This window comes from Chitinophaga parva (assembly GCF_003071345.1).
Taxonomy (GTDB): domain Bacteria; phylum Bacteroidota; class Bacteroidia; order Chitinophagales; family Chitinophagaceae; genus Chitinophaga; species Chitinophaga parva.
The window spans coordinates 199,976-214,895 of the sequence record NZ_QCYK01000003.1 but is presented as its reverse complement, the minus strand read 5'-3'; the positions used below and the strand labels follow the sequence as shown (position 1 = coordinate 214,895).

Here is a 14,920-nt window from a genome sequence, read left to right as displayed (position 1 = left end):
ATCCACCAGCAATATAAAATAATAAATGCAGATCAAACCAGCGGGGCCTGGATCACTTTCACCGCCCCGCCCCGTTGTAACTGGGTGTGCTGGTTCCATTGCTCCTGCACCCGTGCCAGTTGGTCTTCCACTTCCCAGGCTGCCAGCTTTACCAGCAGGCGTTCCGTGGCCAGCTTTTTATTCTGGTGCTGTGAGCGGCTGTCGCTGGCCAGTACGCGCAGGCCGGAAGCCGCGTGGATGGCCCATACCGCGGTTTCTGTTTTGTTTACATGCTGCCCGCCGGGGCCGGATGCGCGGGTGGTCTTGTAAGTGATCTGTCCATCCGGGATGGATTTCTCCCCCGGTGCAAATGACCGCACACTCACAAACCAGTTCTTACGCCCATGATACCGGCGGAACGGGCTTTGACCGATCCACTGCACGGTGCCCTCCCAGGCGGACAGGAAAGCGGGAATGTTTGCACCGGCTATGCGCAGCAACACAGATTGTAAGGTATGCTGCACATTACCCGGCACCTGGTCCACCACTTCCGCCGTTAACCCCTCTGCTGTAGCGGATTTGAGCAGCAGGGGCAATAGCTTGGCCACTACCCTGCTGCATTCTTCAGGTCCCCTGCCGGCAGATACCTGCAGGAAAATATAATTGTTCATAAAATATTGTATCATGTTAAAAAACCAGGATGCCATTGCATCCGATCTTGGGGTTAGAACATCAAACAGGATGAAAGGCCTACTCCTTATTCATGCGTACCATCCGTGGCAGGAAACGTCCTTCCACCGCCACCAGGTCCGCCTGCAGCTCCATGACGGTTTCAATGTCCTTGTAAGCAGCCGGCGCTTCTTCCGTAGAGCCGCCAATAAGCGTTACCTGGTACTGCGCCAGCAGCTTTTTCAGGGACGATACCGTGATGCTTTCCTTGGCACGCTTGCGCGACAGTGTTCTGCCGGCGCCATGGGAGGCGGATTGCAGCGCCTGCGCCACGCCTTTGCCGCGCACCAGGTAACCGGGGTCCACCATGCTGCCCGGGATAAAGCCCATCTGCCCTGCATGCGCAGGGGTGGCGCCTTTGCGGTGCACAATGGCTTCCTGCCCGTTTGCCAGGGTTTCTTTCCAGGCAAAATTGTGGTGGTTCTCCACGGTGACCAGCGCCTGCAAACCCAGGGCCCTGGCCAGGTTAGCGTGAATGCGGTCGTGGCATGCCTTGGCATAATTGCCCGCCAGCGTCATGGCCGCCCAGTAGGCCTGCCCTTCTTCGCTTTGCATATCCAGCCAGGCCAGGTTTTGGGCTTCCCTGGGCAGTTTACAAACCTGCTGCGCCAGCTGGCTGTAATGCATGGCGATAGCCGCCCCCAGGCCACGGGAGCCACTGTGCGACAGCAGCGCGGTGTACTGCCCTGCGGGCAATGAAAGCGAGTTGCCTTCATACAACTCGATACTGCCAAATTCCACGAAGTGGTTACCACCACCGGAGGTACCCAGCTGCCGGTAAGCCTTGCCCTGTAAGGATTTCACCAGGGCGGAACTGTTGAACAACGGATCATCCATCACCGCATGCTCCTGGCGTTGTGCCAGGCTGCCTTCCATTCCAAAGTGGGTATGCTCGCCCAGCGCTTCTTTCAGTCGATGCGCATAGCGCACCAGGTATTTGTCGTTCTCTCCAAAAATGGTGAGGGCCATGCGGCAGCCTATGTCTACGCCTACCGCATACGGGATCACGGCATTATCCGTGGCTAGCACGCCGCCTATGGGCAGGCCGTAGCCACCATGTGCATCCGGCATGAGCGCGCCCTGCAGGGCAATGGGCAGTTGCAGGGCTAGCTGCATCTGCTGTTTGGCATTGCTATCTATCTGCTTACCCCCATATGTTTTACAGGCCACCGCAGTGGCGCGCAGGTCGTATTCAGTAAAAGCCTGTTCATCCGCATCTGGCAGGAAATGCGCTGCCAGCGGGGCCCAGGCGGCATGGTCCTTCCACGCTGCGGGATCTTCTTGTACCTGCTGCAAGGTTTGCAGCAGTTGTTCCCGGCTGTGATGTTTGCAATGCCGGGCTATGATATTAATGGCAAGACTGCGGCTCACATCTGTGGTGTAGCCGATCCTGCTCAGTGTTTTTAAGGGAATGCCAGCTTTCATAAAGCGTCTGCACGAATTGAATGTTTACAAATAAATACGGGTCCGTGGGCCGCTGTGGGCCAAAGCATAAACAAAGCATAACCAATAAGTTTGCGGCTGCACAAAGCAGCACGGGTGAAGGATCTTGTTTGGGAAAATGCAGCTGGCGGGGATAATTACGTGCAGCAATGAGCCGCGCTGCAACTGCAGGCGTTCACTTGTGCTAACCTTTTATTTAAATAAAGGAAAAGACCGGTTCGGGTACAACCGGCAAGTGCCAACTAAGCGATATGTGCGGAAAGTTCAAGCATAATTACCCTCCTGTTGTTTACGGATGAGTAAAAGATTTGTGACGCAAAGTTGCAGGCATTCCCTGGAAAAAACAAATAATGGTAGAAAATAAACACTCCATACAGACCTGTCTGTGTCTGGTAAAAAACATGTACCTTTACATTATGAGAACAGCAGGAGTTAAAGAAAGGGTGTTGGAAACGGCGGCCCGGTTGTTTTACGAACAGGGATACCAGGCTACGGGGATCAACCAGATCATCGAAGAGGCAGCCATTGCAAAAGCCAGCCTGTACCAGCATTTTGCATCGAAAGAACTGGTGCTGAATGCGTACTTGCAGAGCCATAAGATCAACTGGTATAACAACCTGCTGGCTTATACAGAAAAGATGGAGGAAGGCCGTGAAAAACTGATCGGCCTGTTTGATTACCGGAAGCAAACCCTGGAAAACCGTCACTACAAAGGCTGCGCTTTTTCCCGCATGGCTTATGAACTGCCAGACATTAACGAAGAAGCACTGGCCATTATCCAGGGACATAAACTGGCCATCAAAGGCTTCATCAAGCAGCAGTTGTACATGCTCAAAAGCCCGCCTTTTCCCAAGCAGGAACTGCATGAGCTTACAGAAATGATCTTCAACCTTATTGAAGGCACCATCCTGCAAAGCACCATCCTGCGCTCCAGCAGGCCAATGGAAGATACCCGAAAAATGCTGGTAAGGATATTGGATAGTAACGCGCAATAGTCACCCATAAACGAGCAAGGGAGCTGTGTCAGTGTATGACGCAGCTCCCTTGTTATTTTACATTAAAATCCGCACCTTGCCGCCCCACCCCTTAAGACCTAAGACCTAAGACCTAAGACCTAAGACCTAAGACCTAAGACCTAAGACCTAAGACTTAAGACCCAACACCTACCACATTCACTTCTCGTCCAGCACCATCACCGGCGCTTCCTTTGTTTTACTCAGCTTGTGCATTTCCAATACCGTTTCCATTCCTTCTTCGCGGTACATTGGCACAAATTTTCTCCCAAATTTGATCTCATCAAACGTATATGAGGTACGCTGCAAGACGTAACTGGAATACACGTCACTGAAGCCGCGGATCATCACGTACAGCTCCACATCCGCCGCTTTCAGGTCTTCCTCCGTAAAGCCCTGCAACGGGCTTTCATCATCAATAGGATGCACTACGGTCCAGTTCATGGGCAGGTTCTCTATCTTATTGCGTTCCAGTTTCAATTCATAGTACTGGTACACCTGCTTGCCGTTCTTCTCGGCCAGCATGGCTATATTCACCTGCACGGTTACATCACTGAGGGAGTGTTCGTCTTTGCAGCCTACAAAGCGGAACATGAGCGCAGCCTTCTCATCATAAGGCCCTACTACCGCGTAGTCGCTGAAAGCCAGGTGGGCCCTGGGCTTGGTAAAGCGGCCATAAATGAGGCCCGTGGCAATGGCAAAGGACAGGAATCCGCTCATTGCCTCCAAAGCGGCCACCATATTGGCGCCATCGCCCACGGGGTTCACCCGGCCGTACCCCACGGTGGTAAAGGTTTCTGTACTAAAGAAAAAGGCTTCTTTGAAAATACCCCACGGTGTGGTAGCAGCTATGCCCTGCAACTGGTCTATGCCAATGAGCAGGTACAGCGCGGTATAAATGAGGTTGATGCTGAAGTAGGCCACCAGGATGAACAGCCCGAACTTATACGATGGTAAACTGAGCAACGCATGGTACACGCTGAAACGGTCCCAGAACCGCCGGCCTTCGCGGCGCAGGTTGTAGGTGCCGTCCCGGTTCAGGAAACGGTTTCCATGCACATCGGCCAGGTTGCTGAAACCGGTGCTCTCATTGATCTTGAGGAGGGGATTTATTTTTTTATTGTGCATTGCAGTTCTTTTTGCGGGAGGGATCACCTTGCAAAAATACATAGCATTTTTTACACTTCGCTGTTTTTGATGCGACGCTGTACCGCGCCGCCATGGCCTATCTGCTACAAACGCAGCAACCCGAATTTCTGGAGCCCGTTCACCGGTTTATTATCCCAGAAAAGTTCAAAATCTTCCAGGCCCGCGGCTTCATAACTTTCTTTCACTTCCTGGTAAGTATAGGTTTTGTTGCCATGCCCCGACAACTTTGCCAGCATACCAGCCAGCCACTGGCCTTTCGGTACATCTACTTTGATATTCACGGTTTCCTTGCGGCTTTGGAATGTAAGCGAATCCACTTCCCAGGAGTTGCCCTTCTTGGTTTTTGTTACCGTTTCCAGCGCAGGCTGGCGGCCCAGCCACACTACTTTGGAAGTGGGCCTGGCACTGGTATATTCCTCTTCCTGCAGCGCCTTTTGGATAAAGTCCGGGGCCACCGTGGTCCTGGGCACTTTGAACTCAAACCACTTCTGCAACGGGTGGTCAAAGCAGGCGCCGTGCATATAATTGTAAAGTGATTTTTTGAGGCCGAAGGCAAACTCCGCATGGTCCGCGCCTTGGGGGTCTTCATGCTCCAGGTCATTGTTTGCAAAGCTGCCGTCCGGGCCAGATATCCGCTTCACGCCAAAGGCTTCCGGATCGAGGCCTACCGGGCTGTGGGCTGTCATGGTGAACTGGTGCCAGAAAGCGGACTGTAAGATCCCCTGCTGGAACATTTGCCTCACCATTTCCAGGGAATCAATGGTTTCCTGCATGGTCTGCGTGGGAAAACCATACATCAGGTACGCGTGCACCATGATGCCGGCTTCTGTAAAATTGCGGTTCACGCGCGCCACCTGGGCCACGGTAATGCCTTTCTGGATAAGGGCCAGCAGGCGGTCTGAGGCCACTTCCAACCCGCCAGACACGGCAATGCAGCCACTGGCTTTGAGCAGCAGGCAAAGGTCGCGGGTGAAGCTCTTTTCAAAGCGGATATTGGTCCACCAGCTCACGGTGAGCTTGCGGCGGATGATCTCCAGCGCCAGGGCACGCATGAGGGCGGGCGGCGCTGCTTCATCCACGAAGTGAAATCCGTTCTGCCCCGTCTGCGCAATAATGGTCTCCATCCGGTCGCATAGCATGCTGGCGGTGAGGGGCTCGTAATGTTGTATGTAGTTGAGGGAAATATCGCAGAAAGTACACTTGCCCCAGTAGCAGCCGTGGGCCATGGTGAGCTTGTTCCAGCGCCCGTCGCTCCAGAGGCTGTGCATGGGGTTCACCACTTCAATGGCAGAAATGTAATCATGCAGTAGCAGGTCGCGGTAATCCGGGGTGCCGGTTTGCCCCTGTTTGTAATCACTGCAGGAGGGATTGTTAATGTAGGTCACTTTCCCATCCTGCAGCAGGAACGTGCGTTTCAGCTGGTCCACGGGTATTTCACCCCGCAGGTACTTCAGCAGGTTTTCTACCGGGGCTTCTCCATCATCCAGGGTAATGAAATCAAAGTACTCAAACACGCGGGGATCGCTGACGGAGCGGAGTTCTGTGTTGGCAAAACCACCGCCCATGGCCACTTTCACGCCAGGATAATGGCGATGGATCCATTGCGCGCAGCGGAAACCGGCATACAGGTTGCCCGGAAAAGGAATAGAAACCGCCACCAGCCCGGGTTGCAGCCTTTCCATATGCCGGGCCAGGATGCCCAGGAGAATATCGTCTACAAAAGTATTGTCCTGTTGCAGGGCGTTGTGCAGTTCATCAAAACTGTTGGCAGAGCGGCCCAGTTTTTCCGCGTAGCGGCTAAAACCAAAGTGCGGGTCCACGCATTCCATGATCAGGTCCGACAGGTCTTCCAGGTACATGGTGGCCAGGTGTTTGGCCCGGTCCTGCGTGCCCATGGTGCCAAAGGCCCAGTGCAGATCGTCCAGCTGGGCAAAGCGGGAGGCTTCCGGCAGGAAATTCCGTTTGGCGATGAGATGGGCCAGGGTGGGGTTTTTGCCCTGGAGGAAGCTGATCACCCCATCAACGGTTTGCAGGTAGTCATCCTGCAGCACCAGGATACGCTGTGCGTTTTCAGACCACTGGGCGGCCGGTGTTTCATTGATCCTGGCAAACAGCGCCGCCAGGCCTTGCCGGGAAAACAAAGCCAGGGTCACCTCTATCCCCAGGTCGCTCTGGAAAGAAGAGACCTGTTTGGTGTTGAGAAATCCTTTCAGGTAGGCGGTGGCCGGGTAAGGCGTGTTCAGCTGCGTGAAAGGAGGAGTGATCAAAAAAACTTCGGCGCTCAAATCGGTGGTTTTAGCGCACAAAAGTACGACATTAAAATTTAGCGTTACCTTTGCCGGCTATGACGTTCGCAGATCTCAATCTCAACAAGCCGTTGCTCACTGCCCTGGATGAACTGGGCTTCACTACGCCTACCACCATCCAGCACCGGGCTTTTTCGGCGATGATGTCTGGCCGCGATGTATGCGGCATTGCGCAGACGGGCACGGGTAAAACCTTTGCCTACCTGCTGCCTATTTTGCGCCAATGGCAGTTTTCCAAGGAAAAATACCCTACCGTGCTCATCATGGTGCCCACCCGTGAGCTGGTGGCCCAGGTAGTAGACTCCATTTACCAGCTTACCCCCTACATGCGGGTGGTAACGGAAGGTTTTTACGGTGGCGTGAATATGAACCCGCAGATGGAGCGCGCCAAGGAAAAAATAGACATCGTGGTGGCCACGCCCGGCCGCCTGGTAGACCTGATCCTGAGCGGCGCCCTGAAAATGAAAGGCATTAAGAAGGTGGTGATCGATGAAGTGGATGAAATGCTGAACCTGGGCTTCCGCACGCAGATCAAGCATGTGCTGGACCTGCTGCCCGCCCGGCGCCAGAACACCATGTTCTCCGCCACCATCACAGAAGACGTGCAGGCCATTATCAAAACTTTCTTCAACGATCCCATTACCGTGGAAGCCGCACCCGCAGGCTCTCCCCTGGCTAACATACAGCAGGTGGCCTACGATGTGCCCAATTTCAACACGAAAGTGAACCTGCTGGAAAAAATGCTGCAGGAAGATGCCGGCATGAGCAAGGTGCTGGTGTTTGCCGCTACCAAAGCCCTGGCGGATGAGCTGTATGAAAAGCTGGAGCCCAAATTCCCCGGCAAGGTGGGGGTGATCCATTCCAATAAGGAACAGAACCACCGTTTCAATACCGTGAAGCAATTCCAGGATGGTACGTACCGTTTCATCATTGCCACAGACATCATTGCCCGTGGCCTGGATGTGGCGGAAGTAAGCCACGTGATCAACCTGGATGCGCCGGAAGTACCGGAAGATTATATCCATCGCATAGGCCGTACGGGCCGTGCAGACAGGCCCGGGGTAGCTATTCTTTTCAAAACCGGAAAGGAACAACCGCTGGTGGACAAAATTGAAGCGCTGATGAATTACCAGATCCCCGTGAAGCCGTTGCCGGCAGACCTGGAGATCTCCAACGTACTCATTGAATCTGAAATGCCACCTAAGTTTGTGGTGCCCAATATTGAGATCCGTCAACCCAAAGCAGAACCGCGCGGGGCGGCCTTCCACGAGAAAAAGGCGAAGAACAGGAAGGTGAATGTAAAGGTGAGCCACAAGGAAAAAATGCAAGCCAAGTACGGGAAGCCGAAGAAACGGGGCGCGAAGAAGAAATAATTTCCAGGTTTCAATTTCCAAGTTCAAAGCAGCTTCAATTTCCAGGTGCCGGGAAATCAAAAATTTTATATTCAATTTATTTCTTAGGATACCAGGCCGGGTGTTTGCCCGGCTTTTGTATTTTTGCCGAAATCCCTATGCATGAAAAAATTAACCCTGGCGGCGCTGGTCCTGTTTTGCTGCTGCCATGTACAAACGGCGCCTGTGCAAAGTACACCTGCCACTCCCCCACCCGTTGCAGATACCACGCCCGCTGCTAATGCTCCCAGTGATGATGACCCGGCGTGGGACACTACATTTTCCGATTATGACGTTCCCTTCACCGACACGCTGAACGGTGACTTTAACGGGGACGGGCAAACGGAGATGGCCTTTACGGTGCGCACAGTGCGCCAGCGTGGTAACCCGATGGAAAACGGCTCCCCGGGCGCCTTTGAAGTACACTTTTCAGACACCACTATTCCCGCACTGCCCATTGGCTGCTGCGAAGCCCGGCTGGTACCGGAAGGAGACCTGAATCACGATAATGCCGATGACTTCAGTGTATTTATGGAACCGCAAAATGGCAATACCTACTGGTTCAGCACCTACACCTTCAAAAACAAAAAATGGGAGCAGGTGATGGACGAGCTCCTGGTTCCTACCGGTGGTGATTTTGTACCAGACAGTGACTTGCTCAAAAGGGTGTCCCTCGAAAACGATACGCTTTATTACTACGATAACGATTTTGGAGGCGAGGATCTTCATCAACTCATAAGGAAAAAAGTAACACCCCCCACCCATCCGTAAACGCAACAAGGCCCGGTCCATCAAAAGAACCGGGCCTTGTTGCCTTGATCATTAAAACCTTTCTAAAAAAACCTCCTGTTTATAATCTTGCCTCCACGCCACCATTTCCATTAAAACAGGCGGAGCTGTCTAACCTGTCAAAAAAAATAACCCGTTGTGATCCCTGAAAGACGCCCGGCGCTAAATAATTATGTAACCATTCCTAACCACCTTACACGCCGGGCATGCCTTCCAGGCCCTTCCTGTTGATCCTTTGATCCGTGCTAACGCTTCTTCGTTCCTTTTATTCGCATTTGTTTACATCCGGTCTATTGCGTCATTGCGCCTTACTGCTATACTGATCCGTTCTATATACTGCCAATCTTTTACTTTATTTCCTGTCGTAATCGCTTTTCCATGCGTAATTTTTCCCATTACTATAATGAAAAGCTTTCCTAACAGTGCAATACAAAATTAAACGATCTACAGTCTCCTGGCAATTGACATTCACACATTCAACTTGTACATTTCAAGTTGAATTCCCTTAGAGACACAAATGAGTTTGCACCTCTTTCTTAAAGTCCGTAAAGCTGGTACCAGCAACGTTCTTAAAGTATTTGCTAAAGTGGGCTATATCATCAAAACCCAGGTCATAGGCAATCTCTTTCATGGTCATATCCGCATAAAAAGCCTGGCGTTTTGCTTCCATGATAATGCGCTGCTGGATGTGAAAACTGGCGGGAAAACCAGACACTTTTTTCACAATGATATTGAGATAGCTGGGGGTTACCGCCAGTTCATCTGCATAGTCGGTCACCAGTTTCTTGGTGGCAAAATCCTTTTCCAGCAGTTGCAGGAAACGTTTTACCAGTTCAAACTTTTTGGTGGGGTAAGAATAAGCGGCGTTTTCATCCTGGCGGATCAGGTAGATGAGGAACAGCTTCAGGTTGCCCCGCAGCACTTCTGCACGCAGGCGGTGACCGCCACGGTATTCTTTTATCATTTTCAGCACCATGTGTTCCAGTTCTGCCACCATGTCTTCGCCCTGCACTTTAATGAAAGGGGAATATGGCAGGGTGTAATACAAACCGGTATTGAACAGCAGGTCGAAATTGTTTTCATACAGGTTCAGGAATTCGTTGCTGAAGCTGATCACATAACCATCCAGATCTTCGCTGGCCTGCAACACGTCTATCTGTCCCGGCGCCAGGAAGTACACAGTGTCTGCCTTGATCTCATAACGGTTCATGTCTATCTGGTACACGCCGGAGCCCTGGCGTACCCAAAGCACCATGAAGCAATCATGGCGGTAAGCGTTCACCTGCTGTGCAGCTCTTTCCCGGAGGAAGTCTGACAGGTTGCTGACCTCGAACGACATTTTTTTGTCCGTGCCGGGGGCCGGGCTGGCGACAATGTTCCTGTACGCCGTAACTGGTTTTGATAACTGTGTAATCACGATGCAAAGTTTTAGGTGAGTCAATTCGATGATCTATTAGCCAAACAGCTTGCCAAACCGTTAAATAATTGACTTACAATAACTTGCAGATAAGCCAGTGCATTAAGATTTGCGATATATCGTGAATTAGCGAAAGGGCTTGCGAAATGTTATGGCGTTTTCGGGAGCGGGTATGCAAGAGGGTTAACGGGTGCAAAGATAAAATGGCCGGCCGCCACCTGCCATGGACAAAAGCCGGAAAGCTATGGATATTTAGGATAGAGAGGCCCGTGGGAAAGCCAGGTGAGTTACAGGTGACCAGAAAAACACTGGCCTGCGGGAAACCCTGTATCCATGGATCACCAGGAAAAACACAGGCCAGTGTTGCGGATCAGGTGGTATGCCTCTTTACAATGCCCAGCTTCTTCATTTTGGAAGTAAGGGTACTGGGCGGAAGATTGAGCAGCTCTGCGGCGCCACCGGGGCCGGAAATGCGGTGATTGCATTTCTTCAGCACCTCTATGATATGTTCGCGCTCTATCTCCACGATGGTTTTTACGGCGGCAGCATCGTCCGTTTGTTGTGGCGCCGGTGTTCTGCGCGCCTGCTCGTAAGGCTGGTTGGGCAGGGCCACTTCTTTGAGGATATTGCCCTTGCTGAGCAACACGCTGCGCTCAATGAGGTTTTGCAGCTCCCGCACATTGCCCGGCCAGGGGTAGGCTTCCAGTGCGCGCATTACCGCAGGATCTACCTGGTCTATCACCCGGCCCACGCGGCTGGCGTGGAACTGAACGAAGTACTGCACCAGCAGGGGAATATCTTCGCGGCGCTCACGCAGGGCCGGTATTTCAATGGGGAATACGTGCAGGCGGTAATACAGGTCCAGGCGGAAATTACCCTGGGCAATCTCTTTTTCCAGGTTACGGTTGGTAGCCGCTATTACGCGCACATCCACCTTGATGGGGCCATTGCCCCCAATGCGCTCTATCTCCCTTTCCTGGAGCACACGCAGCAGCTTCACCTGCATATCTGCCGGCATCTCTCCTATTTCATCCAGGAAGATGGTGCCGCCATTGGCCTTTTCAAACTTGCCGATGCGTTTTTCCACCGCGCCGGTAAAGGATCCTTTTTCATGTCCAAACAGCTCGGATTCTATGAGGTTTGGCGGCAGGGCGGCACAGTTCACCTTTACATAAGGCTTACCGCGGCGGGAAGAGCGCTGGTGAATGCAGTTGGCCACACCTTCCTTGCCGGTACCGCTTTCCCCCAGTACCAGTACAGACGTATCCAGCGGGGCCACCTGGCGGATCAGTTCAAATACATCCAGCATCCCGTCACTGGCACCAATGATGCCGTCGAAATTGGGGAGCGATAAAGGCTGCGTAACAGATGCCGCCGGTACAGGGGCCGGGGGCGCTTCCAAAGGGGCCGGCGGTGCGGCTTGTGGCGCACGGGCCGGCATGCCTTGTACCTGCCGGTCTATCTCATAGCGGTACCAGGCAATATCCAGCGTCACCAGCACATCTTTCTCGCGGAAAGGCTTTACAATAAATCCATAAGGCTGGGTAAGCTTTGCCGCTTCCAATACCTGTTGGTTGGAATTGGCAGAAAGATAAACGAAAGGAATACGCAGCTCATTCAAATCCCTGGCCAGGTCTATCCCGGTAAGGTCCCCTTTAAGATAAATATCGAGCAGCACCAGGTCCGGCCTGGCCACGGGCAACGTTTCCCGGGCACGCTGCACAGAGCGGGCAATGCCACAAACCTCGTAGCCGGAGCGTTCCAGGAGCAACCGGAGGTCACCCGCTACAATCAGCTCGTCTTCTACTATCAGGATCTTCTTTCGCATACAATGATGTTGGTCTCTCAAAAAAACAAGGCGGGTTATTACAATGGATCCTCACACTTCCTGCCTATAGGTGCATTTAAACAGGTGTTCAAAAATCAAAAAATGTTGTGTAGTCAGGGCAAATATAACTACTTATACAACAGTTCCCTGCATTCTGCCAGAATGCTTACCGGTAAGGCATTCCAGTCCGCCATTTAATCGTGTCAGACAGACACATCATCACCCGGCGCCTGTTCCTGGCATCAGCAGCATGCCAAAATGGTCCCGCCCCACCAGGGCTACCGGGTCTGCCTGGAAGGCCCGCCGCCTGCATGCGCAGGCAGGCCTGTCCATCCGCTTCTTCCGGCAGAATACTGATCAGCACCTCCTGGTTGATCTCCAGGCAAAGCGCAACCGGCACCGGCAGCGTACAGCCTACCGGCATCTGCCGGCCAGTAGCGATGCTGGTATACAGACCGTAGCAATGTAATTAACTGGAAAACCAAGTATCGCATATGCGGTCGTTACGGGATAACTATACCCGCGGAACATTGGTTGATGAAAGAAGTTGTGCCATGCTAATAAATGCATGCAGACCGCTCCGCAAAGCGATCCATTCTACCAGGATAAGCATGATTTATACCAGCAAAAACAAACGGGTAAAGGGATGCCGCCCACGGTAAAAACAATAAAATATACAACAGTAGCAACAGGATCTCCATTGCGCACCGCTGGTGCACTTGATAGTTTTGAAACTGTAAACTAAACAGACAACCAACCCATTTAATAAAAGGCAGGACCCGGCGCTGCAAGGACTGTTCACCCCTGTGGCCCTTTTCTTTTGCACAACACCACCCGTACACAGATCATCATTTACCTTTTTCAATTTGTTGCCCGGTTTGCAGGCCGTCTCCACGTACTTTTTCCAACACGTTTTTAAACCGCATTTTTATAATGAAGACTTCACACAGAAAGGCAAGTCTCATGGACGCGGAAGAGTTGACCAACCTCTCTATGCTGCTGTACCAGGAAATCCAAAGCCGCAAAGACAGGGCGGAGAACAGGATCGTTGCCACTATCCGGTTCTATGAAGAAAATCCTAACATGGGCGCCGTACTGATGATTGAGAACCCTGAAACCGTGATCGGTTATGCCATTGTATTCCGTTTCTGGAGCGATGAATACGGTGGGTTAATGCTGGGCATGGACGAACTGTTTATCCGTCGCGAGTTCCGGGGCCGCTTTGTTGCCAGCCAGTTTATCCACGCGCTGATAAATGCTGAAAAAGGGGATCCCTGTTTTGCCGGTATGGAACTGGAAGCACACCCCGGCAATATGGTGGCAGCCGGTTTTTTTGAGAACGCCGGTTTTGCAAGGAACAATAACCAACTCTACCTGCACCTGGTGAAACACCGGCCCTGAGCCGTTCCCGGCGCACCTATGCCGCTTCACTGACCTGCGCCCGTTTCCAGGCGCGCCGCCTGCCGCTTTTTACATACCCGTGCCGCTTCATGGGCTCCCGCCAGGTTGCGTAAAAGGCATGTTACCTGCCGCTTCCCAGGCTCCTTTGTGGTAATGCCAGTAGCCCAGTCCCCATGCTTCCACGCGGAAGGGCCGGAACCCGCCAGACAACTCCGCCCAGGTGCGCAGCGCTTTGTAAGCCGTAACCTTATTCATGATGGTGATGTGGGGCCAGCAGGGCTGCAGGTCCCGGTGGAGGAGCCATGGCCGCAGCGCTTCCTGCAAGCGGCGGTGTAGCCGCTGCAGGTGATCTGATTGCAACGTATAGGCTACCCCGTTACCCATATTATGCAGGCCGGTCACGGCCAGTGAAAACGGCGGACCGGCGGCTTCCCGCGCCAGGATGTCCATCACTTCCGCATTATTTCCGGGCAGGTGATGGAACAAAGTAAGATGGGCCTCCAGGTAATTGGTATGCGCAGGAAAATACCGGGTACGCTGTGCTGTGAAGAACTGGTGTGCAGCCCCATCCAGCTCCAGCGTAACGATCAGCGGAGGCGTTTCCTGCGCCATACGTTAATGTTTTACCCCTGCTACGAAAAACAGGGCATTGATCAGCATTTTATCCTGGTCCGGGCTGGAGAAAGTGGACGATAACTGGCGGTTGGTGCCGCCATCATAATCCATATCATTATGGCCCATGTTAATGTATACCATGTGGAAATGCCGGTTGGTCCACACCACCGGGTAGTAACCGCTGTGCCAGATCTCCTGCGGCTTGGGGCCGGTGCCAAGGGGAAAGCTGCTGCTGTCTACCGCCAGGAGGATATCAATGCCGGGATTTTTACGCAGGTCGTGCTCCCAGCGGTACCATTCATTGGGGGCTGTTTTAAAAGTAGGGGGCAAGCCCTTTGTCACCGGGCTTTTGGCGTCTTCCACGCGCAGGATGGCCGGCGTGGGATGCCAGGTATTGCTTACAAACTGACCGGAGCCCAGGAAGGTATTGTGAAACCAGTCCCAGTTCTGGGGCACATCACTGGGGGTAAGGCCAAAGGCGGCAAAGTGGAAGCCTATCCAGCCTCCGCCCTTTTCCATGTACTGCCGGAAAGCCGCACGCTGCGCGGGTACTTCAGGGCGGGTATCCAGGAAGAGCACCACCTGGTATTGGGACAGGGTATCTGCATTGAGCTTGGACCAATCGTTGGTGGAGTCGTATTGGAAGTGATACTTTGCGGCCGCTGCAGGAAACCATTTGTTGGCTTCGTGCACGTAGCTGATATGGGCCAGGTCGTTCTTTGCGGTGAAGAACGCCAGCACCTTGAAAGCAGGCTTATTTTTTTGCTGGGCCAATGCTGCCAGGGAAAGCAGTAATAACGTGGTGGTATATACGAAAAGCTTACGCATGGAACGGTTTGTTAGTAATGGTTAAATCTACT

13 protein-coding genes are annotated in these 14,920 nt (G+C 52.8%); 5 read left to right on the top strand and 8 right to left on the bottom strand.

The window, feature by feature from the left end:
• Positions 1-32 precede the first annotated feature (32 nt).
• Together prfH and DCC81_RS20170 are read right to left on the bottom strand one after the other, a co-directional pair.
• The gene (gene prfH / locus DCC81_RS20175; RefSeq protein WP_108689258.1) at positions 33-650 is read right to left on the bottom strand and encodes a peptide chain release factor H; all 618 of its coding nucleotides are present in this window, start codon (positions 648-650) and stop codon (positions 33-35) included.
• 79 nt (positions 651-729) lie between these two features.
• Positions 730-2,133, bottom strand: coding sequence for an RtcB family protein (locus DCC81_RS20170; protein ID WP_108688495.1), 1,404 nt, complete (start codon positions 2,131-2,133; stop codon positions 730-732).
• A 434-nt stretch (positions 2,134-2,567) separates the two neighbouring features.
• On the opposite strand from DCC81_RS20170, the gene DCC81_RS20165 reads away from it, so the two are divergent.
• Positions 2,568-3,146 carry a TetR/AcrR family transcriptional regulator gene (locus DCC81_RS20165; RefSeq protein WP_165806665.1) on the top strand — a complete coding sequence of 193 codons (579 nt, stop codon included), beginning with the start codon at positions 2,568-2,570 and terminating at the stop codon, positions 3,144-3,146.
• A 177-nt stretch (positions 3,147-3,323) separates the two neighbouring features.
• Here the strand turns inward: DCC81_RS20165 and DCC81_RS20160 are convergent, their stop codons facing one another.
• Complete coding sequence (locus tag DCC81_RS20160) at positions 3,324-4,292, bottom strand: ion channel (protein WP_108688493.1); 969 nt, start codon at positions 4,290-4,292, stop codon at positions 3,324-3,326.
• 104 nt (positions 4,293-4,396) lie between these two features.
• The gene (locus tag DCC81_RS20155) at positions 4,397-6,598 is read right to left on the bottom strand and encodes a B12-binding domain-containing radical SAM protein (RefSeq protein WP_108688492.1); all 2,202 of its coding nucleotides are present in this window, start codon (positions 6,596-6,598) and stop codon (positions 4,397-4,399) included.
• Between the two features lie 59 nt (positions 6,599-6,657).
• Here DCC81_RS20155 and DCC81_RS20150 point away from each other — a divergent pair, with 59 nt between their 5' ends.
• Both DCC81_RS20150 and DCC81_RS20145 read left to right on the top strand, forming a co-directional pair.
• The gene (locus DCC81_RS20150; protein WP_108688491.1) at positions 6,658-7,992 is read left to right on the top strand and encodes a DEAD/DEAH box helicase; all 1,335 of its coding nucleotides are present in this window, start codon (positions 6,658-6,660) and stop codon (positions 7,990-7,992) included.
• A 141-nt stretch (positions 7,993-8,133) separates the two neighbouring features.
• Positions 8,134-8,781 carry a hypothetical protein gene (locus tag DCC81_RS20145; RefSeq protein WP_108688490.1) on the top strand — a complete coding sequence of 216 codons (648 nt, stop codon included), beginning with the start codon at positions 8,134-8,136 and terminating at the stop codon, positions 8,779-8,781.
• Positions 8,782-9,304: 523 nt separating this feature from the next.
• Here the strand turns inward: DCC81_RS20145 and DCC81_RS20140 are convergent.
• Positions 9,305-10,216: an AraC family transcriptional regulator gene (locus DCC81_RS20140; RefSeq protein WP_133177737.1), complete on the bottom strand. Its 912-nt coding sequence runs from the start codon at positions 10,214-10,216 to the stop codon at positions 9,305-9,307.
• 370 nt (positions 10,217-10,586) lie between these two features.
• Positions 10,587-12,044 carry a sigma-54-dependent transcriptional regulator gene (locus tag DCC81_RS20135; RefSeq protein ID WP_108688488.1) on the bottom strand — a complete coding sequence of 486 codons (1,458 nt, stop codon included), beginning with the start codon at positions 12,042-12,044 and terminating at the stop codon, positions 10,587-10,589.
• Between the two features lie 250 nt (positions 12,045-12,294).
• On the opposite strand from DCC81_RS20135, the gene DCC81_RS20130 reads away from it, so the two are divergent.
• Both DCC81_RS20130 and DCC81_RS20125 read left to right on the top strand, forming a co-directional pair.
• A complete protein-coding gene (locus tag DCC81_RS20130) occupies positions 12,295-12,513 on the top strand; it encodes a hypothetical protein (RefSeq protein WP_108688487.1) in 219 nt (72 codons plus the stop codon).
• 464 nt (positions 12,514-12,977) lie between these two features.
• Positions 12,978-13,445: a GNAT family N-acetyltransferase gene (locus DCC81_RS20125; protein ID WP_108688486.1), complete on the top strand. Its 468-nt coding sequence runs from the start codon at positions 12,978-12,980 to the stop codon at positions 13,443-13,445.
• An 87-nt stretch (positions 13,446-13,532) separates the two neighbouring features.
• On the opposite strand, the gene DCC81_RS20120 is transcribed toward DCC81_RS20125, so the two are convergent.
• Both DCC81_RS20120 and DCC81_RS20115 read right to left on the bottom strand, forming a co-directional pair.
• Positions 13,533-14,057, bottom strand: a complete 525-nt coding sequence (locus tag DCC81_RS20120; protein WP_108688485.1) for a 2'-5' RNA ligase family protein — start codon at positions 14,055-14,057, stop codon at positions 13,533-13,535.
• Positions 14,058-14,060: 3 nt separating this feature from the next.
• Entirely contained in the window at positions 14,061-14,888 is an 828-nt protein-coding gene (locus tag DCC81_RS20115) for a ThuA domain-containing protein (RefSeq protein ID WP_108688484.1), read from the bottom strand.
• Positions 14,889-14,920: the final 32 nt, after the last annotated feature.